Genomic DNA, 20,901 nt, shown 5'->3' with positions numbered 1-20,901 from the left:
GTTGTCGTCGGCCGAGATCGCCGGCGTGCTCAATCTGCGCGGCCGCATCGTCACCGTGGTCAACATGCGCGCCCGGCTCGGGCTGCCCAAGAACGACGACGGCAAGCCGCCGATGGCGGTCGGCGTCGATTTGCGCGGCGAATCCTACGGCCTGCTGATCGACCAGATCGGCGAGGTGCTCAAACTCCGCGACGATGGCCGCGAGGAAAACCCCGTCAATCTCGATCCCCGCATGGCCAAGCTCGCCGGTGGTGTTCACCGTCTCGACGGCCAGCTCATGGTCGTCCTCGATGTCGATCGCGTTCTCGAAATCGTGCCGGACCTGATGGCGGCATGAAGACCGAACCTGGAATGGAAACATCCCTCTTGGGATCTGGTGCAATTGGAGGCCTAAAATGAAAACATGTCTGGTGGTCGATGACTCGAGCGTCATCCGAAAAGTCGCACGCCGCATCCTCGAAGGTCTCGACTTTCAGATCGTCGAAGCCGAGGACGGCCAAAAGGCGCTTGAAGTCTGCAAGCGCGCCATGCCCGAAGCAGTTCTGCTCGACTGGAACATGCCCGTCATGGACGGCTACGAATTCCTCGGCAATCTGCGCCGCATGCCCGGCGGTGACGCGCCCAAGGTGGTGTTCTGCACCACCGAAAACGACGTCGCACACATTGCGCGAGCGCTGCATGCCGGTGCGAACGAGTACATCATGAAGCCGTTCGACAAGGACATCGTCACCGCGAAGTTCCAGGAAGTCGGCCTGCTCTGATCTAGCGCAGGTGTTCCCGGCGGCTCAACGGCCTTCGGCGTTGTTTTTGTAAGTGTGCCGCTTGAGTTGGGGTCGGGTGAAGTAATGAGTGTTGCGTTAACGAAGTCTCCGCCACCCATCTCGACACGGCAAGACAAGCTGCGCGTCATGGTGGTTGACGACTCCGTGGTGATCCGCGGGATGATCTCGCGCTGGATCGGCGCCGAGCCGGACATGGAGGTCTCGGCCTCCTTGCGTACCGGTCTCGACGCCGTCAACCAGATCGAACGCATCAAGCCCGATGTTGCCGTGCTCGATATCGAAATGCCGGAGCTCGACGGCATTTCGGCGCTGCCGCAGCTGCTGGCGAAAAAGCGCGACCTCGTCATCATCATGGCGTCGACGCTGACCCGCCGCAACGCGGAGATCAGCTTCAAGGCGCTCTCGCTCGGCGCGTCCGACTACATCCCAAAGCCGGAGAGCACGCGCGAGGCCACCGCGGCCGAGACTTTCCACCACGATCTGATTCAGAAGATTCGTCATCTGGGCGCCAGGGCCCGCCGGCGTGCGTCGCCGGCCGCGAGCCCGTCCATGGCGCCGGCCCCTGAGCGGGCACGCGGAGTATCGGCCCAGCCGGCCGCTGCACCGGTTGCGCAACTGCAACTGGCGCGCCAGCCCTTCAGCATGCTGGCGCCGCGGGTGCTCCTGATCGGCTCGTCGACCGGTGGCCCGCAGGCCCTGATGACGCTGGTTGCCGACATCGGCCCGGTGATCGATCGTTTTCCGGTGCTGATCACCCAGCACATGCCGCCGACCTTCACCACGATTCTCGCCGAACATCTGGGGCGCGCGAGCCGCCGGCCGGCGCATGAAGCCATCGATGGCGAGATCGTCAAGCCCGGCCGGATCTATCTCGCGCCGGGCGGCCGCCACATGCGCGTGGTGCGCCATGGCGCCGAAACTGCGATCGCGCTCGACGACGGGCCGCCGGTGAATTTCTGCAAACCCGCGGTGGACCCGCTGTTCAACTCCGCCATCGACGTCTGGCAGGGCGGAATCATGTCGGTGATTTTGACCGGCATGGGCTCCGACGGTATGCGCGGTGGCAAGGAGATCGTCGCCGCCGGCGGCAGCGTGATTGCCCAGGACGAAGCGACCAGCGTGGTGTGGGGCATGCCCGGCGCGGCCACCAATGCAGGTATTTGCGCGGCGGTCCTGCCGCTCAATCAGATTGCGCCAAAACTGGTTCGGTTGTTTTCGGGAGATCGTTCGTGACGCCTTCAGACTATGAGTATCTGCGTAAGCTTCTGAAAGAGCGCTCCGGGCTCGATCTATCCGCCGACAAGCAATATCTGGTGGAAAGCCGGCTGCTGCCGCTGGCGCGCAAGTCCAGCCTGCCGGGAATTCCCGAACTCGTCGCGAAGATGAAGGGCGGGACCGAAGCGCTGACGGGGGAGGTGGTCGAGGCGATGACCACCAACGAGACGTTCTTCTTCCGCGACAAGATTCCGTTCGATCATTTACGGGACACCGTCATCCCGGCGATGGCGCAGGCGCGCGCGGCCCGCCGCTCCTTGCGCATCTGGTGCGCGGCTTCCTCCACCGGGCAGGAGCCGTACTCGATCGCGATGTGCCTGAAGGAAGCAGGTTCCCTGCTGTCGGGCTGGCGCACCGAGATCGTCGCGACCGACCTGTCGCAGGCGGTGCTGGAAAAATCCAAAGCCGGCATCTTCAGCCAGTTCGAGGTGCAGCGCGGATTGCCGATCGGGTTGCTGGTGAAATATTTCACCCAGAACGGCGAGCTCTGGCAGATCAATGCCGAGATCCGCAGCATGGTGCAGCATCGTCAGCTCAATTTGCTGCAGGACTTCTCCCATCTCGGCGTGTTCGACATCATCTTCTGCCGCAACGTGCTGATCTATTTCGATCAGAATACCAAGACCAATATCTTCGAGCGGCTCTCCCGGATGATGGAGCCCGATGGCGTGCTGGCGCTGGGCGCGGCCGAATCCGTGGTCGGCATTACCAACACCTTCAAGCCCTATCCGGAGCGCCGCGGACTGTATCGTCCGAACATCGCGCCGGTGATACGGGTGGGGGCGCCGAGCCTGGTGCCGCAAACCCTGCGGGCCGTCGCCGCGGCGCGCTGAGCCCGTTCTTGGCCTCGTCTGCCTTTATGCCCGCGCTACACGATCGCGTGCGGCAGGAAGCGTGACGTGTTGCCGGTGATCGGGTTCTCGTCCTCGCGGATCGACAGGCCGCATGGCGTGCCATCGACCAGCCAGCTTCCAAGCACCGGGTATTGGTCGGAGAAGCTCGGCAGCGGCGCGAAAGCCTGCCGGATGAATCCTTCCGCCCCGTACGGGCCTTGCTGTTCCACCAGCGTGGTGCCGGCGCTGACGAGCGCGACGTTGGCGCCTTCGCGCGAATAGAGCGGCTTGCGCACAAACGAGGAGCCGAGCATGGAAGCCTTCGGATCGTCCTCGAAATAGGCCGGCAGCAAATTGGGGTGTTTTGGAAACATCTCCCATAGCAGCGGTAGGATGCCCTTGTTGGAAAGGATCGCTTTCCAGGGCGGCTCGATCCAGCGTGTCGGCGCGCTCGACAGCTTCGCGCCAAACGCGTCCTGAAACATCCATTCCCAGGGGTAGAGCTTGAAGGCGAGCTCAATTCCGCGATCGTCGAGATCGACGAAGCAGCCATCGCCGCCCAGTCCGACGTCCTTGATGTCCATCAGCGTGGTCTTCAATCCGGCCTGGCTCGCGGTGTCCTGCAGATAAGCCAACGTGCCGGCGTCCTCGGTATTGTCAGTCATCCCGGCGAGATGCAGATGCTTCGCGCCGCCGCGCTTTTTCCAAGTATCGATCAGGCGCTCATGGATGGAATTGAACTGGTCGGCGCGCTTCGGGATGATATTGCGATCCATCGCCTGTTCGAGCCAGGTCCACTGGAAAACCGCCGCCTCGAAGATCGAAGTCGGTGTATCAGCGTTGTACTCCAGCAGTTTCGCCGGGCTCCAGCCGTCGTAGCTCAGGTCCAGCCGGCCGTAGAGGCTGGCATCGCGGCGGCGCCAGCTCTCGGACAGCAGCGGCCAGAAGGCTTCGGGTATTTTCAACCGGCGCAGATATTTTTCGTCCTTGATCGCGCGGCCGACCAGTTCGAGGCACATCGCATCGATCTCGCCGGTGGGCCCCTCGATCCGCCGTTCGATCTCGTCCAGCGTGAATGCGTAATAGGCCCGTTCGTCCCAATAGCGCTCGCCGTTGATGGTGTGAAAAGTGAACCCGACACTTTCGGCGGTAGCACGCCAGTCGTCGCGTTCGGGGCAGGGGATGCGCTGCATGAAATTCAGCCGCCGGAGAAGCCGACGGCGTGCCCGAACGAGCCGAAGCCGCCGCGCTGCGCACTATGCGAGCCGGAATCGGAAGTGCCCGAGGATGAATGGCTCGAGGACGAATCGCTTGAGTAGTAGCTGCTGCGCGACGAGCTGCCGCCGGAGCCGCCGCTGCTGGATGAAGAGCTGCGCGACGAGCACTCGGTAGTGCTCTGCTGGAGCGACGGCGAGGCCGCATTCGGCGGTTGCTCGCAGCTGCGGCTCGGCATCAGGGTGTAGGCGGCGGTGCCGACGGCAAACGTGCCCATCAGCAGGAGAGCGACGTGACCCGAGCGCTTGGCCGGCGGCGGAGCAGGGCGCGGCGAAGCCGGCACCGAGACCGGTTTGCGCTTGCCGAATTCCTGGTCAGATTTGTCGGCCATGGTCAGTAGATCATGCTGGCGGCGTTGAGGGCGCCGGCAGCGAGCGAGGACAGTCCGAGCCAGATCGCAGCGGCGAGTTCGCCGGACGCGATCCGCTTCGACAGGTTCGGCACGGGAACCCTGACGAGGAAATAGACTGTTATCTGCACGATCAGCGCGATCGCGGCCCAGATCATGCAATCCCAGACATTGGCGGAATGGGCGATAGCGCTGACCAGCGGCAGCACAAAGCCGAGCAAGCTCAAACCCAGCGCAATTGCGGCTGCCGGCTCGTTGGCGCGGATCAGATCGAACTCGTTATGCGCGGTGACGCGGGTATAGACGAAGAGGTAGGCGACGACGGCAACAATCGCCGTGCAGAAATAGACCAGAAACGCCGGCAGCCCGGCGAGGGATTGCAGAACCATTGAATTCGCCCCGACTCGTGCGTTCCTAAAGGTTCGCACGATCTATCAGTCGGCGCATCGCGGTCGCGGGTTCAATCCCCAAAACAAAACCCGCCATCGCTGGCGGGGTTTGTGGCGCATGTTCTCGCTCTGTGGCCTAACGGACCCACACTTGCTTGTAGATATTGCCGGCAAAATCCATGTGAAGCTCGAGGATTTCGCCCTTAGCGTTCGTGGCCAGAATTTCGTAGTGGTGCTTTCGCTGCTCGGGCGCCTCTCGTATGGAATATCCGGCCTCCCGTGCGATCCGTTCCGCGTCCGCCGGACCGATTGATTGAGCCGGCCGCCGCTCCCGATCGCGATCGGCGTCTTCGATTTCATCGAGCCGGCCGAAGCGGTCGAGTGACACAATGACGGTCTTGCCCGTACCGGTACGCGCCGGAATTTCGATGTGTTTGGGATGCCGGACTGGCTCGCCCATCGCTGTCAACCCGGCATCCTTGAGGATGCGCAACACATTTTCGCGGTCTTGGCCGGCCATTGGCCCTCTGTCGCCGGCTGCGCCGCGCGGTCCTGGCGGGGCGCCGGGAGGCGGCGGAGGAGCCGATCCACCGATTAGACGGCGAGGGCCGGGGTCGACGCCTGCGCCGGTGGGCTCTCGGGGTGGGGGCGGCGGTGCGTCGAAGGCAATCTCGCCGCTCTCGCGGAGGATCTTTCGCGCATCAAACGTGCGGTCTCCCGGCACGCCGATAACCGTGACGGTCTCTCCCGATCTGACCGGAGCGGCTTGAGGGCCAGCTGGGCCGGTCTGCACGAGAATACGTCCGGACTTGTCTTCCAGCACGAATTTATCGCCGAAGATATCCGCGACAGTACCCTTGATGCTGATTCCTTCGGGACGGATCTGGTCGATCGCAACTTGAGCCATCGCGGCCGTGGCAAGAATGGCGCAGCCCGCAACGGCCATCGCAAGCAGCCTCGCCTGTCTGGGGTTCGCTTTCATTGAAGTCTCCTGGATCGTCATGATGCGATGCCGGTGCAGTCTAGTATTCCCGCTTGAACCGGGGCCGATGCATGCCGTTCAAACTCGGTTCAGTTTCAACTGACAGAAACGTACACTGCGGGCAGTTTTCGGCAGGAACCTTGCGACAGCGCCGGCGTCTCGGCAGGGAACTCACCATGCGAATCCTTCTTGTAGAAGATGAGGTTAGGTTAGCCGCGGAAGTCGCCCGTTTCTTGCGAGATTCCGGCATGGCCGTCGATCTGGCCGCCGAGGGTATCGACGCGCTGCATTTGGCACAGACCGAGCCCTACGATGCTATCGTCCTCGACCTTGGTCTGCCGGGGATGGACGGGTTGTCGGTTCTCAAGACGTTACGCGGCCGGAGCGTGAACACCGCCGTTCTTATTCTGACGGCTCGCGATCGCTTTGCCGACAAGGCTGCGGGATTTCGCGCCGGCGCCGACGATTATCTTACCAAGCCATTTCAGCTCGAGGAACTTCTGCTTCGCCTTCAGGCGCTGGTGCGCCGCGCGGCGGGACATGCCCGGCCCGAAATTCGAATTGGCCCGATAGCGCTCGATACGACGACGGGGGTGGCCACGCTCGACGAAATGCCCGTCAGGCTTACAGCCCTTGAACGTCGGGTGCTGACCTATCTGATGCTGCATCCGGGGCGCACGATTTCGCGAACCGAACTCAGCGAACACATCTACGAGAACGATCAGGATCGTGACTTCAACAGCCTGGAGGTGATTGTCAGCCGCCTGCGCAAGAAGTTCGGCCGCACGCGCATCGAGACGTCGCGCGGCGAGGGCTACCGCCTGACGGACGAAACGACGTGACCATGCGCTCGCTGAGGCGTCGTCTCGTCGTGGTCGTGGTGACTTCCGTTGCGACAGGCTTCCTGCTGACCGCAGCTCTGACGTGGCGGATCGTATCCGACGCAGCGACGCGCGATTTCGATACGCGGTTGGCGAATGAGCTCGGCGAACTCGCGCTTGCGGTGGATTTCGGCGACGACAAGATATTGTCGTTGTCGCGCGAGCCGGAAGACCCCGCCTTCAACCGTCCGAACTCGGGCTGGTATTGGCGCATCGCCAAGGGCGATCTTACTCTGGCCCGCTCGCGTTCGCTGCGCCTTGGCGAGTTACCGGCAATTCGCGACGCTGCGGCAGGCGGCGAGCCCGGCGAGCCGCCGCGTCCGCTCACGTTACCGGCCAGCGGTCCCTCCGGCGAGGATCTCCGTCTCAGGCATCGGGTCGTGCAGTTGCGCGACGGTGCGATCTTGCTCGATATCACGGTGGCAGGACCGTCCCGTGATATTGGCCGCGAGGTCTGGCTGTCGATGCGCTGGTTGCTGCTCGGCCTGGCGATTATTGCAGCGATACTGAGCGGGTTGTTGATCGGCGAAATTCGTTCGGGCTTGCGGCCGCTTCGGATACTCGCGGAGGATATCGAGCGCGCCACGCGCGGCGAGATTGCGCGGCTCAAGCCGTCCAGTTACCGGGAATTGAATCCTCTCATATCGAGCGTCAACGACCTCATCGAACAGGTCGAGATTGTCGTCGGGCGCGCCCGCGCGCATGCAGGCAACCTTGCCCATGCCATCAAGACGCCCTTGAGTCTGATTTCCGCCCGCAACGAGACGAGGGGCACGGCGCAGGACAGCGAGATCGGACTCAGTGTCGATACGATCCGCCGCCAGATCGACCATCATCTCAAGCGAGCACGCTTCGCCGGCAAGGTACGGTTGGCATCCGATCGCGTGCCGGTGAAATCGGTGGTCGATGACATCTTGCTGGTCATGGAGCGCGGCTACCGGGCGCGAGATCTGAGCATTGCGGCGTCGGTGGACGACGACCTGGTTTTTCTCGGAGAGCGGGAGGACTTCGAGGAAATGATCGGCAATCTCGTTGAGAACGCCTGCAAATGGGCGCGCAGCACCGTCGTGATGGTGGTCAGTCACTCGGCCAAGAGTCTGGATATCCATATCGAAGATGATGGACCGGGATTGCCGGAGCATGAGCGCCAGCGAGTTCTGGAACGCGGGCGCAGACTTGACGAGGCCGTCGCCGGTTCCGGGATCGGCTTGTCGGTCGTCGCCGATCTAGTTGAACTCTACGGCGGAGAGATTGATCTGCAGACGGCGGAACTTGGCGGGCTGAGCGTCCTGGTCAAGATTCCATCGATCCGGCTGACGACCAGCGCGGTCTGAGCGACCAGCCCGGTCACGGCCGCGAACCCCCAAACAAAAACCCGCCTTATCGTTCGTTCGGCCGATGCGATCCCCGAGCCAGGCCCCGGAGCAGGCGGAATGCCAGCCAGAAGAAGAGAATGACCAGTGCGAGCGCGGCGATCGGCGCTGCCAGCGCCAGAATCGAGATCAGCGTGGCGCTGCCGAGTTCGGCCGTGGCGACCGTCGAATTCCCAAGGCCGCCGGTGAAGACGGTGGATTTTGCCCTGAGCATTGCGGTCAAACCCTGTGTGATGCCGGCAACGCCACCTCCCGCGATAATGGCTGCTGTCCATTTCACCATCGGCGGCAGGTCGGTCATAACAGCGGCGGACACGATCGTCCCTGCGACGACGGCACCGGGCGTCGCCACCGTATCGAGCAAATTGTCCACGCCGGGAATGTAGAACGCGGCCATCTCCACGATGGCTGCCGTGCCGAGCATGATGACGGCGGCTGGTGTGCCGAGCCATGCGAAGCCCTCGTTCAGGCTTGCATGTCCGGTGTAGGCAGCGCCGCTCAGAATTAGCAGCGGCAGGAACAGCCGAAAGCCGGTTGCGGCGGCGAGCCCGATGCCAAGCGCAACTGACAGTGCAAGATCCACGTTCGACATGTGCCGTACTCCATCAGCCCCAAGTAGCGTGAAGGTTCAGCGGGAAAGCTCAGCGTGAAGCGGCGGCGGCAGTTTCAACGGCGGCGATGTTTTCTCGATGCGATAACGCCTGCCAGCGCCGCTTCAAGTAGTTCCCGGGTTCCCGAATCGTAGCAGCTTTTGTGGAACTCGGATTTGTCCGGCGAGGTTGTAATATAAGGTGATCAAACTTTGAGACGCAATCTGGACTGGACGAACTACCTGAGAAAATACCTGCACTCTGCTCAGGAGGATCGCCATGGCGAATTTGGTCTCTGTAGTGATGCAATTCCTAACGCCGGACATGATAGCGAAGATCGCTTCTGCTCTGGGTCTTGATCGCAATGTTGCGCAAAAAGCCATCGCGGGTGCGATTCCCGCGCTTCTTGCAAGCTTCGCTGACGTTGGCTCCACTCCCAATGGCGCCCGCCAGCTCACCAACACACTGACACAGCAATCCGCCTCGCTTGAGAGCCTCAAGAATCTCATCGGCGGTACCGGCCAGAACTCGCTGGCGGAAACGGGATCGAACATGCTTTCGGGCCTGTTCGGTGGCGGAACGCTGGACGCAATGGCGCAGACGATAGGCAAGTTCGCGGGCATCAGTGAGGGCACCAGCAAGTCGATGCTCGGCATGCTCGGCCCCGTGGTCCTTGGTGCGTTAGGTCAGCAGCAACGCAGCACGGGTCTCGACGCAAGCGGGCTGGTGTCTCTTCTCACTTCTCAGAAGGATCAGATCGCTGCGGCAATACCGCCCGGTCTCGCCGGTCAGTTGAGTGCCGCTGGTCTCATTGACGGAGCGACTGAAAGCTTGCGCAGCGGTGCGGCGGCAGCCAGCGCGGCTGGCGGGCGAGTTTCGGAGGTTTCGGAGCGGACCATTTCCGGGGCTGGTCGGGCAGCCTCGGCGATGGCCAGCAGAACGTCGGTACCGCAATGGCCGTACTGGCTGGTCGCCGCGGCGGTATTGGGTGGTCTGGCCTGGTTCGCCTTTGGTCGTTCAGGGGAGGACACAGTCGCTCAGGTGCCGCCTCCCGCCACGACGCGGACCGCGACCGGAACCGTGGGCCTCGCGCCGGCGGATTTGACGGTCGGCGGGATGAATCTGGCGAATCAGATCAACACGTCGGTTGGGTCCATCAGGACCGTGCTTCCCGGCATCACCGATGCCGCATCGGCCGAGGCTGCCCTGCCAAAAATAAAGGAAGCAACGGCTCAATTGAATGAGGTCAGCTCTCGCGCGACGCAGCTCTCTCCTGAGGGAAAGAGCACCCTCGTAAAGCTGATCGTGGCCGCGACCCCCGCCATCAACCAGATGTGCGACAAGGTGCTGGCGACGCCCGGCGCCGGCACTATTGCGAAGCCGGCGATTGACGAGCTTCGAGGCAAGCTCGACGCGCTCGCGCGCTCCTGAATTTCAGAACGTCATGCCGTCCGGCCTCCGCCGGACGGCTGGGCAACTGCCGGCGGCTTTGCGCACTCGCGCTGCTGCGGATCGCTCAACCCGCCGTTTGTATTCACCAGGAGTAAGATCAATGGCTGACAAGACAAGCTTCACAAAGGATGAGTGGACGCTGTTGCTGGAGAGCCCGATGATCGCCGGTATGGCCATCACCGCGGCCGAACCCAGTGGCCTATGGGGACTGCTGAAGGAGTCGTTTGCCGGAGGTACCGCGCTCACCCAGGCGGCGACCGGCTCCGACACCAACGCGCTGGTCAAGTCGGTGGTTACGGACTTTTCCAGCAGCGAAGGGCGAAGCGCCGCGCGAGATGGCCTGAAAACAAAATTTGCGAACAGCAAGCCGGCTGAAATGAAAGGCAAATGCATCGATGAGCTGCGGCAGGTTTCTGCCTTGCTTGCCGCGAAGGCACCCGGTGATGCGGCGGAATTCAAGAACTGGCTCCGGCAGATCAGTCAAAGCACTGCAGAGGCGGCGTCGGAAGGCGGAGGCCTGTTCAGTGCCGGAGTCAAGGTGAGCGACGCCGAGAAGGCGACGCTTGGCGAGATATCGACCGCGCTGGGCGCTTAGGTAGTCGAGGCCGCTGTTATCCGGACAGGCCGACGGAAGCGGTCCGCCCCAAACCCCGCCATTTCGGGCGGGGCTCGCAAATCTTTCATGGCGGCCTTGACGCAGCCGGCTATTCCCTGACCTCGATCTTGCCCTTCATTGCCGGGTGCAGGCCGCAGATGTAATCGTAGATTCCTGCATCGGCGAGGGTCAGCTGGGTGGTCTGGCCTTTCAGCGCGATCGACGAGCGCTGCGCCTTGGGGCCGGTGACCGTCACTTGGTGCGGCGAGGAATCCGTGTTGTGCCAGGTGATGGTCTGGCCCTTGCTGACGACGACGGTCTCCGGCCCGAACTTGAAGTCGGAGATCGAGACCACGCCGGGGCCCGACGCGGGCTTTGCCATGGCGCCTTCGGGCGTGCCTTTCAGGCCTGCTAGTGAGATAACAAAATCCTGCCCGGCATGCGGCTTGTGGCAGGTGAAGCAGGCCGTCAAATTGGCCTTGTCGTTGACCTTCTTGTCCGGGCCAAACGCCTGATACTCCCATTCGCCGTTCCGAATGTCGTCCTTGTACTCGGTGCCCCAGCCGTCGCGCTTTTCCATCACCGTGTAGGCGACGAGGTCGCCCTTCTGGAAACGGCCGTTGGCATCCTTGCGAGGCTCGCCGGCCGCATCGAGCTGCGCCTTGTACTGCACCAGCGTTAGCACCGTGCCGCTCGGGATCGGCTGCCCCTTGCGTACCGCATCGACCGCCGCCGGTGTCGCATAGAGCTCGCGATACTGCTTGTTGTCGTAACGATCGACCGTGGCGTAGAGCGTGTCCTTGTCGAAATTCTCCGGGAACGCGACCTTGTCGCCGCCGGCGAACGCCGAATAGCCGATGAGCGCGCCCGATGCCGATCCGAGTGCGATAGCGGCAACCAACCTGACGTTTTTCATGACTTGCCCCTCGGTTATGGACAATTCAGTCAGCTACGGGACGAAGGGGATCGAGTTTCATCGGGGAAGTCAATTAAGTCATCCGTCCAAACAAAAACCCCGCCGTTTCGGGCGGGGTCCAGTCGGGAGGAGTGAGCCTTCTGGCTCGCCTTAAACCCTGATCAGGCGGGAATGCGCTCGTCCGCCTCGTGCGGCTCGCGCAGCACGTAGCCGCGGCCCCACACGGTTTCGATGAAGTTGCGGCCTTCGGAGGCGTTGGCCAGCTTCTTGCGCAGCTTGCAGATGAAGACGTCGATGATCTTCAGCTCGGGCTCGTCCATGCCGCCATAGAGATGGTTGAGGAACATTTCCTTGGTGAGGGTGGTTCCCTTACGGAGCGAAAGCAGCTCCAGCATCTGGTATTCCTTGCCCGTCAGATGTACCCGCTGACCCCCGACCTCGACCGTCTTGGTGTCGAGATTGACCACGAGATCGCCGGTCTGGATGACCGACTGGGCGTGACCCTTGGAACGGCGCACGATCGCATGGATGCGGGCAACCAGTTCGTCCTTGTGGAAGGGCTTGGTCATGTAGTCATCGGCGCCGACGCCGAGGCCCTTGACCTTATCCTCGATGCCGGCGAGGCCGGAGAGGATCAGAATGGGGGTCTTGATCTTCGAAACCCGGAGCTGCTTGAGCACGTCGTAGCCGGACATGTCGGGCAGGTTAAGGTCGAGAAGGATAATGTCGTAATCGTAGAGCTTACCGAGGTCGACGCCTTCCTCTCCGAGATCCGTCGTATAGACGTTGAAACTCTCGGATTTGAGCATCAGCTCGATCGACTGCGCAACGGCGCTGTCATCTTCAATCAGCAAAACGCGCATGCCAGTCCCCTTTAGTCCGCCGCTCCGGGCGTCAGGTCGGCCGCACTTGCGGCACTCAAAACGCCTTTGAACAACTGATTCGGATCCTGACAGACATATGGTTAACAAAATCTGATTCCGCTTCGCAAGGTCTTTAAGTGCAATTTTTATCGAATCGCCCTAAGATGTTGCGCGAAAGCAGCTTTTCCTTACCGTGCCTACTCATGCTCCAGATTAAGAGACGGGCCTAACCGACTCCCGCGTTTCGCCCTTCTTCTGATGGGCAAGCGCTCTCAGTCACCAAAGACAGTGACGCAATGATTAATGATGCGGGTAAACACGAGGTTAAGCGCCTCCGGTTAAAGCGCGGAAACTTAAGGTTTTCGCAATGAAGGCGCTTGCGGAGCAGATCGGCGACATCGACGGCGTCAATATATATGGCCGCGTTGTGGGCGTGCGCGGGCTGATGGTCGAGATCGCGGGGCCGATTCACGCAATGTCGGTCGGCGCGAGGATCGTCATCGAGACCGGCGGGAACCGTTTCATCCCGGCCGAGGTGATCGGTTTTTCCGGCAGCAATGCGGTCGTGATGCCATTCGGTGGGCTCGATGGCGTGCGGCGCGGTTGCCGCGCGGTGATCGCTACGGCGGCCAGCCAGGTGCGGCCGTCACCGGCCTGGCTCGGCCGCGTCATCAACGCCATGGGGGAACCGATCGACGGCAAGGGGCCGCTGGCGCAGGGGCCGTCGCCGATGCCCTACCGCAATTCGCCGCCGCCGGCGCATTCGCGCAAGCGCGTCGGGGCGCCGCTCGATCTCGGCGTCCGTGCGCTCAATACGTTCCTGACCTGCTGCCGCGGCCAGCGGCTCGGCATCTTCGCAGGTTCCGGCGTCGGCAAATCGGTGCTGCTGTCGATGCTGGCGCGCAACGTCGATGCCGACATTACTGTCATCGGCCTGATCGGCGAACGTGGCCGCGAGGTGCAGGAATTTCTGCAGGAGGATCTCGGCGACGAGGGTCTCGCGCGCTCTGTCGTGGTGGTGGCGACATCGGATGAACCCGCCTTGATGCGGCGGCAGGCGGCTTATCTGACGCTGGCGATTGCGGAGTATTTCCGCGATGAGGACAAGGACGTACTGTGCCTGATGGACTCGGTCACGCGCTTTGCGATGGCGCAGCGCGAGATCGGATTGTCGGCCGGCGAGCCGCCGACGGCCAAGGGCTATACGCCGACCGTGTTTACCGAATTGCCGAAACTTCTGGAGCGGGCGGGGCCGGGCATCGGCGTTGGCACCATCACCGGCATTTTCACGGTGCTGGTCGATGGCGACGACCATAACGAGCCGATCGCCGACGCAGTCCGCGGCATTCTGGACGGTCACGTCGTGATGCAACGCTCGATTGCAGAGCGCGGGCGGTTTCCCGCGATCAACATCCTCAAATCGGTCTCCCGCACCATGCCGCGATCGGCCAATCCGGACTATCTGCCCGTTATCACGAAGGGCCGTCAGGTAATGGCGACCTACGCCGACATGGAGGAACTGATCCGGCTCGGCGCCTACCGGGCGGGTTCGAGTGCCGAAGTCGACGAGGCGATCCGGCTGCACGACCCGCTGGAAGCGTTCCTGCGTCAGGCCAAGGACGAAAAATCAAGCCTCGATGACGGCTACCGCTATTTGGCGCATATCCTCACCAATTTGGAAACGGAACGCTAACTTTGTCAGGCCATCATCCCCGGCACATGATTAATGACGCCGGTGGGGCCCCCCGGGGGAGCCGGCTCCGTCCCGCGTTCAAATTGGGACTTCTGGGGAGTATGAGTCGATGAAGTCACGAGAAACGCTGATCCGCCTGAAGAAATTTCAGGTCGACGAGAAGCGCCGAAGGGTTACCCAGATCGAAGGCATGATCGCCGACTTCCAGCGCATGTCGGTCGATCTCGAGCGCGAAATTCAGACCGAGCAGGAGCGGGCCGGGATCAACGACCCCTCCCATTTCGCCTACCCGACCTACGCCAAGGCCGCGATCCAGCGCCGGGAAAACCTGACCCGCTCCGCCGACGAACTGCGCATCCAGCTCGAGGATGCCAAGAGCCTGTTGAGTGAAGCATTCGAGGAGCTGAAGAAGGTCGAACTGCTCGACGAGCGCGACCAGGCACGCGAGCGCGCCGAGGAGAGCGCCCGGGAGCAGGCCGACATGGACAGTATCGGCCTGATGCGCGCCCGGCTTGGCGTCGCCTGACGCTTCTCACACTCATCGGTTGAATGATCGAAAACCCGGGCCAAAAGGCCCGGGTTTTTTCTTGTCCAGATTCCCCCGAAACCGGCGACTTGGTGGCCCCTTTGGCGCAGGGTATGCTACGAAACTTCCCGACGGCTCCGGCGTAAGACGCGGGTGGAGGATCGAGGTTTTGGGGGACGTTGAATGCTGACGCCAGCGGAGCTGGTATGGCTGATTGCCGCGGTGGCGAAGGGGGATGAGGCTGCTTTTGAGCGCCTTTACGCCGCCACGCGCGCGAAACTCTTCGGCGTCGTGCTCCGTATCTTGCGGCGTCAGGATCTCGCGGAGGAGGTCATTCAGGAGGCTTACGTCAAGATCTGGAAAAGTGCCGGTCAGTTCAACCCGGCGCTCGCTTCGCCGATTACATGGATGGTGTCGATCGCACGCAACCGGGCGATCGACGTGGTGCGCAAGAAGAGCGAAAGCTCGATCGAGGAGGAGCCTGCCGCGATGGAAGTCGCGGCCGATTCACCCGATCCGCTGGCGCGGCGCGAGATGACGGAAGAGTTGAAGCGGTTGCTGGAATGCGTCGGCCGTCTCGAGCCGGATCGGCAGAAGCTCGTGCTGCTAGCCTATTACAACGGCTGGAGTCGGGAGCAGCTTGCTGCCAAGTTCGAGGCGCCGGTGAATACGGTGAAGACGTGGCTGCGCCGCAGCATGATGGATATAAGGGAGTGTCTCGGGCTGTGAGGTCCGGATCTTGAACGATGGCCTATAGCGAAGACCATATCGCGCTCGCCGCGGAATATGCGCTCGGCACCCTCGATGCCGACGAGCGCGCGCAGGTCGAGACCATGATGGCCGTCGATACGGAATTCACCGCGATCGTGCACGCCTGGGAATACCGGCTCGGCGTGCTGAACCAGATGGTCGGCTCCGTCGAGCCGCGGCCGATCGTGTGGGAAAACATCAAGGCCGCGATCGGCCATTCCACCGGACAGCAGGCGCCGCTGGTGCTGCCCGAGGCGCCGCCGCCTCCGTCTCCGCCGCCGGCCGAACCGGTGGTCGCCCAGGCGCCGCCAGCCGTCCAGGCGCCGCTAGCCGTTGAAGCGCCGTCGGCTGCCGCGCCGCCAGCCGCCGTGGACAATTCCAACGTCATCCAGTTGGCGGGCCGCGCCAACCGCTGGCGCAATATCGCTTCCGTCGCCACCGCGCTTGCCGCAGCCCTGGTCGGGATGCTGGCGGTGCAGGTCTATCGGCCGGAACTGTTGCCGGAGGGCTTGCGGCCGAAGCCGCGCATCCAGACGGTCGAGGTCAAGACGCCGGCGCCATCGCCTGTGCCCTCGGCGCAATACGTCGCCCTGCTGCAGCGTGACGCTGGCTCGCCCGCCTTCATCCTGACGGTCGACGCCGCGACCAAGAATTTCACGGTACGCAAGGTCGGCGCCGAGGCCGAGCCCGGCAAGAGTTTCGAGCTTTGGCTGATCTCCGACAAGCTGCCGCAGCCGCGCTCGCTCGGCGTGATTGGCGGCAGCGACTTTACCGCGCGTCCGGTGCTGGCCGATTACGACGCCGGCATGATCAATTCCGCGCTCTTTGCGGTGACCATCGAGCAGGCCGGCGGATCACCAGACGGCAAGCCGCACTCGGCGCCGGTCTTTACCGGCAAGCTGATCGAGACGGTGCCGGCCAATCGCTAGGCGCCGCGGCGCGAAAGCCCGTAGCCCGGGTAAAGCGAAGCGAAACCCGGGACCGCCGTCGAATGTCGCAAGAATCCCGGATTACGCTTCGCTCCATCCGGGCTACGAACTCCTCAGGATGGGGTCTGTGGGTGTGGTGGCGAACTCCGCAACAGCTCCCACAAAAAGAAAACGCCCGTGGGGAGCGGGCGTTTCCGTAGTCAACTTGGGGGTAGTTGGGGTCTTAATTATCCACGTGGCGACTTTGGGGGGCTATAAGGTGCCGCGTGAATTCCGTGAATTCTCCTTTAGCGTACAACAGAGTTGCCTGAGCTCGTAATCACGACCGGCTTACCGGCCTTCATCACGCGCGTGCTCGCAGTCTGAGTCAGACCTTCATCCGAGGTGTTGCGCGCGGAGATGCTGAAACCCGCGACAACGATTCCCGCAACCAAAGCCACGACCACGATCTTCAAATGGGTCGTGCGATCTGCGCTGTAGATCGAATGGTTCATGGAAGTCTCCTGCCGCCTTCCGCCTTGCAAATTCGTCGATGCCGTTCGCAAGCCGGTTCAACGTCTCGCGGGAGGAAACGTAGGAATCCGAGGAATAGTTCCCAAGAGGCAATCACAAGGCGGTGAAAAGACTTGAACGGCCGCGATCAGGAGGTCGCGTTTCGCCGGTAAGATTACGAATTATGCATGTATTGCAATGCGTTAATGCAGTGATCGCCACGCGTGGCGTGGAGCCTGCCGATCAGCGCGGTTTTAACAAACCATTTGCCTGTGGCGAAAAGGCTTCGCCGGTTTCGCCGCTGATTTGCACAGTGTCTGGCTACCGGCCTAGACGCTTCCGACCGTCTTCAGCCGCGCGCGCGGGTGGATTTCGGCCTGCGACAGCACGGTGGTCTGCGAGCGGAAGCGCTCGACCAGCGAGCGGACGAACGGGCGGATCGCCGCCGACGTGACCAGCACCGGCGCTTCGCCTTCGCGGGCGGCCTGCTCGAAGGCGTTGCGGACCGAGGTCATGAACTCCGACAGTTTTGAGGGCTGCATGGCGAGGCTGCGATCCTCGCCGGTGCCCACGATCGACTCGGCGAACGCCTGTTCCCAGCGCGCCGACAGTGCGATCAGCGGCAGGTAGCCGTTGTAGGTTGTGTTCTGCGCGCAGATCTGCCGCGCCAGCCGGGCGCGGACGTGCTCGACCATGGTGGCGGGGTGGCGCGAGAAGGCGAGCGCGTCGGCGATGCCTTCGAGAATGGTGGAGAGATCGCGGATCGAGATCCGCTCGGCCAAGAGCAACTGCAGCACGCGCTGGATGCCGGAGACCGTGACCTGGCTCGGCACGATGTCCTTGACCAGCTCGCCCTGTTCCTTCGGCAGGTCCTTCAACAGCTTCTGCACCTCGCCATAGGACAGCAAGTCGCTCATGTTGTTCTTGAGCAGCTCGGTCAGATGCGTCGACAGCACGGTGGCGGCGTCCACCACCGTGTAGCCCTTCAGCGACGCCTCTTCCTTCAGCGCGGCGTCGACCCAGGTTGCCGGCAGTCCAAACGTCGGCTCCACGGTGTGGATGCCGGGCACGCCGACCTGGTTGCCGGCGGGGTCCATGACCATGAACTGGTTCGGCCAGATCTTGCCGGAACCGGCGTCCACTTCCTTGATCTTGATGACGTAGGTATTGGCCTCGAGCTGGACGTTGTCGAGGATGCGCACCGCCGGCATCACAAAGCCCATTTCGATGGCGAGCGACCGGCGCAGCGCCTTGATCTGCTCGGTCAGGCGGTCGGTGCCGTCGGGGCCATTGACCAGCGGCAACAGCGCGTAGCCGAGTTCGATCTTGAGGTCGTCGATCTTGAGCGCGGTGGCGATCGGCTCTTCGGCTGCGGCCTGGGCGGCTGCGGCTGCGAGTTCGGGCGCTGCCGCTGCGGCTGCTTCCGCCGCCTTGACGACGCCGTTGCGGTTCTTCGCCTTCCAGGCCAGCACGGCGGCGCCGCCGCCGAGCGCGAGGAACGGCAGCATCGGAATGCCCGGCAGCAGCGCCAGCACCAGCATCACGCCGGCCGACATGCCGAGCGCCTGCGGGTACCCCGAGAGCTGCTTCATCATCGCCTTGTCGGCCGAGCCGGTGATGCCGGCTTTCGAGACCAGGAGGCCCGCCGCGGTCGAGACGATCAGCGCCGGCACCTGCGTCACGAGACCGTCGCCGACCGTCAGGATGGTATAGGTGCGGGCGGCGTCGGCAAAGCTCATGCCCTGCTGCGCCACGCCGATGATGATGCCGCCGATGACGTTGATGAAGACGATCAGCAAGCCCGCGATCGCGTCGCCGCGGACGAATTTCGAGGCGCCGTCCATCGCGCCGAAGAAGCCGCTTTCATCCTCCAGCTCCTTGCGGCGTGCCTTGGCGGTCGCCTCGTCGATCAGGCCGGCGGAGAGATCCGCGTCGATCGCCATCTGCTTGCCGGGCATCGAATCCAGTTGGAAGCGGGCGGCGACTTCGGCGATGCGGCCCGAACCCTTGGTGATGACGACGAAGTTCACGATCACGAGAATCGCGAACACGATAATTCCGATGACGAAATTACCGCTCATCACGAAATTGCCGAACGCTTCGATGACATGGCCGGCCGCGGCCGTGCCCTCATGGCCGTGCGACAGGATCAGCCGGGTGGAGGCCATGTTCAGCGACAGCCGCAGCATGGTCGAGATCAGCAGCACGGTCGGAAATGCCGAGAATTCCAGCGGCGTCTGGATGAACAGCGAGGTCATCAGGATCAGGATCGAGACCGTGATCGAGATCGCCAGAAACAGATCCAGCACGATCGCGGGCAGCGGCAGGATCAGCACCACCAGGATGGTGAGGACGCCGAAGGCGAGGAAGAGATCGCCGCGCTTTAAGATATCGCCGATTTCGCTGAGGCTCGGGAATCCGCCGCCGGGCTTTGCTGTGCCCTGACCCGCCGTGACATCGACCATGGTAGCCGCTTCCCCCCGCGTATGGCGCCGGGCGCCAAACGTCTGCGCGGCGGCCGAAGGGCCGCCGTTTCGAAAGTGAGGTACCGCACTGGCGTCCACGGGTTCCTCCCGTTCTACGCGGCCGACGACACTCGACTTCACCCGGCAATTCTTGCCGGGTGTATGGTTAGCAAAGGGTTAACGGGGGTCCCATTCGTCCGGGGAGCGAAGCGAATCAGGAATCTCGCTCCACACCCCCACGTCATACCCGCGAAGGCGGGTATCCAGTACGCCGCGGCCTATCGGCTCTATCGCTGCCGTCTCTGGAATACTGGATCGCCCGGTCAAGCCGGGCGACGAGGAAATCAGTGCGAACGGACTCCGCCTTGCGGGCACCTTGTTGGCTTCTGTCGGTCAGTGACAATTCGTAGGATGGGTAGAACGAGCGAAACCCATCACCTTTGTTGAATGGGTTGATGGGGATCGCTTCGCTCCACCCATCCTACACGCTGCTGGGGACTGCGCCTCATGGCCATCACGACAAGACCCGTTGCAAAGCACGATCTCAAACTGATCTGCGAGCACCGCGAGCGGATGTTCGCCGAGTCCGGTCGCGCGCGCGAAACCTTGCAGCCGATGACTGCGGCATTCGAGCAATGGCTCGCACCGCGACTTGCAGACGGCAGCTATTTTGGCTGGGTGCTCGAGGACGCAGGCGTTGTGATCGCGGGCCTCGGCATGATGGTCATCGATTGGCCGCCTCATCCGAGCCATCCGGCCGATCACCGCCGCGCGTACATCCTCAACGTCTTCGTGGAGCCCGAGCACCGCGGCAAGGGAATGGCCAGGCGGTTGATGGCGCTGGCCGAAGCGAGGGCGCGCGAACTCGGTGTTTACTATGCGATCCTTCATTCGACGCGGCAGGGCCGTCCGCTTTACGAAAGCCTAGGGTGGGGTCCGACGAGCGAGATGGCGATCCGCTGGGACTAGGTGAAATGGCAGTGACAGTGAGCCAATCAGCAGTTCGTAGGATGGGTAGAACGCAGCGAAACCCATCATCATTATCGAATGGAATGTAGATGATGGGTATCGCTTCGCTGAACCCATCCTACGCACTTCAGGGGTTAGAGCGGCGCGGCATGAAGCTTGCGGTCGACCGCGGCAGGGCTGACACGGCCGCCAGCGGTAGCCCCCATTTTGCGAAGACACCACGCCGCGGCGAGCTTTTGCCTTTGCAAGCGACCTCAACGGAGCGTCGGCGGCCATCGATCACCCCGTTTTCGGGGCCGTCGAATACTGATATGCTTGAGCCCGGAAGTATCGAAGGGCGCTCTGTGCACCGCAGAAAAGCGCATCTAGAAATGGTCTTGTGTGCAAGCGCGCTACCGCCGTCGTCACTGTCGGCCCTTGCCTGAATTGTTCCAGCAAAACGCTGCTTTAGTTGCGGGAACTCGCTGCCTGAAAATCGATTGTTGCTGTGCTACCTCGCTTTATTGGAGGCAGGCTAATTGG

The 20,901-nt window shown here is 62.7% G+C and carries 22 protein-coding genes; 13 read left to right on the top strand and 9 right to left on the bottom strand.

Annotated features, from left to right (window positions below):
- The 4 genes from KIP88_RS33235 to KIP88_RS33220 form a co-directional block, all read left to right on the top strand.
- On the top strand, nt 1–337 hold a 337-nt coding region (locus KIP88_RS33235; protein WP_214492376.1), incomplete at its 5' end, for a chemotaxis protein CheW.
- Nucleotides 338–395: 58 nt separating this feature from the next.
- A complete protein-coding gene (locus tag KIP88_RS33230; protein WP_108517399.1) occupies nt 396–761 on the top strand; it encodes a PleD family two-component system response regulator in 366 nt (121 codons plus the stop codon).
- Nucleotides 762–845: 84 nt separating this feature from the next.
- A complete protein-coding gene (locus KIP88_RS33225) occupies nt 846–2,015 on the top strand; it encodes a chemotaxis response regulator protein-glutamate methylesterase (protein ID WP_214492375.1) in 1,170 nt (389 codons plus the stop codon).
- Nucleotides 2,012–2,890 (top strand): protein-glutamate O-methyltransferase CheR, encoded by an 879-nt coding sequence (locus KIP88_RS33220; RefSeq protein ID WP_214492374.1) that lies wholly within the window; start codon nt 2,012–2,014, stop codon nt 2,888–2,890. Before KIP88_RS33225 ends, KIP88_RS33220 begins: the two co-directional genes overlap by 4 nt.
- 35 nt (nt 2,891–2,925) lie before the next feature.
- Here KIP88_RS33220 and KIP88_RS33215 read toward each other — a convergent pair whose 3' ends face one another.
- From KIP88_RS33215 to KIP88_RS33200, 4 genes are all read right to left on the bottom strand, one after another.
- Nucleotides 2,926–4,083 (bottom strand): glutathionylspermidine synthase family protein, encoded by a 1,158-nt coding sequence (locus KIP88_RS33215; RefSeq protein WP_214492373.1) that lies wholly within the window; start codon nt 4,081–4,083, stop codon nt 2,926–2,928.
- A gap of 5 nt (nt 4,084–4,088) precedes the next feature.
- Nucleotides 4,089–4,496: a hypothetical protein gene (locus KIP88_RS33210; protein WP_214492372.1), complete on the bottom strand. Its 408-nt coding sequence runs from the start codon at nt 4,494–4,496 to the stop codon at nt 4,089–4,091.
- 2 nt (nt 4,497–4,498) lie between these two features.
- The gene (locus KIP88_RS33205) at nt 4,499–4,903 is read right to left on the bottom strand and encodes a DUF350 domain-containing protein (RefSeq protein ID WP_214492371.1); all 405 of its coding nucleotides are present in this window, start codon (nt 4,901–4,903) and stop codon (nt 4,499–4,501) included.
- A gap of 136 nt (nt 4,904–5,039) precedes the next feature.
- Nucleotides 5,040–5,885 carry a hypothetical protein gene (locus KIP88_RS33200; RefSeq protein ID WP_214492370.1) on the bottom strand — a complete coding sequence of 282 codons (846 nt, stop codon included), beginning with the start codon at nt 5,883–5,885 and terminating at the stop codon, nt 5,040–5,042.
- A 176-nt stretch (nt 5,886–6,061) separates the two neighbouring features.
- On the opposite strand from KIP88_RS33200, the gene KIP88_RS33195 reads away from it, so the two are divergent.
- The gene (locus KIP88_RS33195) at nt 6,062–6,727 is read left to right on the top strand and encodes a response regulator transcription factor (RefSeq protein WP_214492380.1); all 666 of its coding nucleotides are present in this window, start codon (nt 6,062–6,064) and stop codon (nt 6,725–6,727) included.
- A gap of 2 nt (nt 6,728–6,729) precedes the next feature.
- Nucleotides 6,730–8,100 carry an ATP-binding protein gene (locus tag KIP88_RS33190; protein ID WP_249791193.1) on the top strand — a complete coding sequence of 457 codons (1,371 nt, stop codon included), beginning with the start codon at nt 6,730–6,732 and terminating at the stop codon, nt 8,098–8,100.
- Nucleotides 8,101–8,146: 46 nt separating this feature from the next.
- On the opposite strand, the gene KIP88_RS33185 is transcribed toward KIP88_RS33190, so the two are convergent.
- Nucleotides 8,147–8,731 (bottom strand): DUF4126 domain-containing protein, encoded by a 585-nt coding sequence (locus KIP88_RS33185; protein ID WP_214492368.1) that lies wholly within the window; start codon nt 8,729–8,731, stop codon nt 8,147–8,149.
- A 277-nt stretch (nt 8,732–9,008) separates the two neighbouring features.
- Here KIP88_RS33185 and KIP88_RS33180 point away from each other — a divergent pair, with 277 nt between their 5' ends.
- The gene (locus tag KIP88_RS33180; RefSeq protein ID WP_214492367.1) at nt 9,009–10,160 is read left to right on the top strand and encodes a DUF937 domain-containing protein; all 1,152 of its coding nucleotides are present in this window, start codon (nt 9,009–9,011) and stop codon (nt 10,158–10,160) included.
- Between the two features lie 178 nt (nt 10,161–10,338).
- Entirely contained in the window at nt 10,339–10,776 is a 438-nt protein-coding gene (locus tag KIP88_RS33175; protein WP_249791184.1) for a hypothetical protein, read from the top strand.
- Between the two features lie 109 nt (nt 10,777–10,885).
- On the opposite strand, the gene KIP88_RS33170 is transcribed toward KIP88_RS33175, so the two are convergent.
- Together KIP88_RS33170 and ctrA are read right to left on the bottom strand one after the other, a co-directional pair.
- Nucleotides 10,886–11,692 (bottom strand): cytochrome P460 family protein, encoded by an 807-nt coding sequence (locus KIP88_RS33170; protein WP_214492365.1) that lies wholly within the window; start codon nt 11,690–11,692, stop codon nt 10,886–10,888.
- A 161-nt stretch (nt 11,693–11,853) separates the two neighbouring features.
- Nucleotides 11,854–12,555 carry a response regulator transcription factor CtrA gene (gene ctrA / locus KIP88_RS33165; protein ID WP_016848562.1) on the bottom strand — a complete coding sequence of 234 codons (702 nt, stop codon included), beginning with the start codon at nt 12,553–12,555 and terminating at the stop codon, nt 11,854–11,856.
- A 367-nt stretch (nt 12,556–12,922) separates the two neighbouring features.
- On the opposite strand from ctrA, the gene fliI reads away from it, so the two are divergent.
- From fliI to KIP88_RS33145, 4 genes are all read left to right on the top strand, one after another.
- A complete protein-coding gene (gene fliI / locus KIP88_RS33160; RefSeq protein ID WP_214492364.1) occupies nt 12,923–14,248 on the top strand; it encodes a flagellar protein export ATPase FliI in 1,326 nt (441 codons plus the stop codon).
- Nucleotides 14,249–14,357: 109 nt separating this feature from the next.
- A complete protein-coding gene (fliJ, locus tag KIP88_RS33155; RefSeq protein ID WP_057842912.1) occupies nt 14,358–14,774 on the top strand; it encodes a flagellar export protein FliJ in 417 nt (138 codons plus the stop codon).
- Between the two features lie 183 nt (nt 14,775–14,957).
- Entirely contained in the window at nt 14,958–15,503 is a 546-nt protein-coding gene (locus KIP88_RS33150; protein WP_214492363.1) for a sigma-70 family RNA polymerase sigma factor, read from the top strand.
- A 17-nt stretch (nt 15,504–15,520) separates the two neighbouring features.
- The gene (locus KIP88_RS33145; protein WP_214492362.1) at nt 15,521–16,453 is read left to right on the top strand and encodes an anti-sigma factor domain-containing protein; all 933 of its coding nucleotides are present in this window, start codon (nt 15,521–15,523) and stop codon (nt 16,451–16,453) included.
- A gap of 287 nt (nt 16,454–16,740) precedes the next feature.
- Here the strand turns inward: KIP88_RS33145 and KIP88_RS33140 are convergent, their stop codons facing one another.
- Nucleotides 16,741–16,947 carry a hypothetical protein gene (locus KIP88_RS33140; RefSeq protein ID WP_214492361.1) on the bottom strand — a complete coding sequence of 69 codons (207 nt, stop codon included), beginning with the start codon at nt 16,945–16,947 and terminating at the stop codon, nt 16,741–16,743.
- A gap of 327 nt (nt 16,948–17,274) precedes the next feature.
- Nucleotides 17,275–19,410, bottom strand: coding sequence for a flagellar biosynthesis protein FlhA (flhA, locus tag KIP88_RS33135; RefSeq protein WP_214492360.1), 2,136 nt, complete (start codon nt 19,408–19,410; stop codon nt 17,275–17,277).
- 507 nt (nt 19,411–19,917) lie between these two features.
- Between flhA and KIP88_RS33130 the strand changes: the two genes are divergently transcribed.
- Nucleotides 19,918–20,379: a GNAT family N-acetyltransferase gene (locus KIP88_RS33130; RefSeq protein WP_214492359.1), complete on the top strand. Its 462-nt coding sequence runs from the start codon at nt 19,918–19,920 to the stop codon at nt 20,377–20,379.
- Nucleotides 20,380–20,901: the final 522 nt, after the last annotated feature.

Source organism: Bradyrhizobium sp. SRL28, from assembly GCF_018596315.1.
Classification (GTDB): domain Bacteria; phylum Pseudomonadota; class Alphaproteobacteria; order Rhizobiales; family Xanthobacteraceae; genus Bradyrhizobium.
Note: the sequence above shows the minus strand (reverse complement) of the source record. Positions and strands in the feature narration are given on the sequence as shown.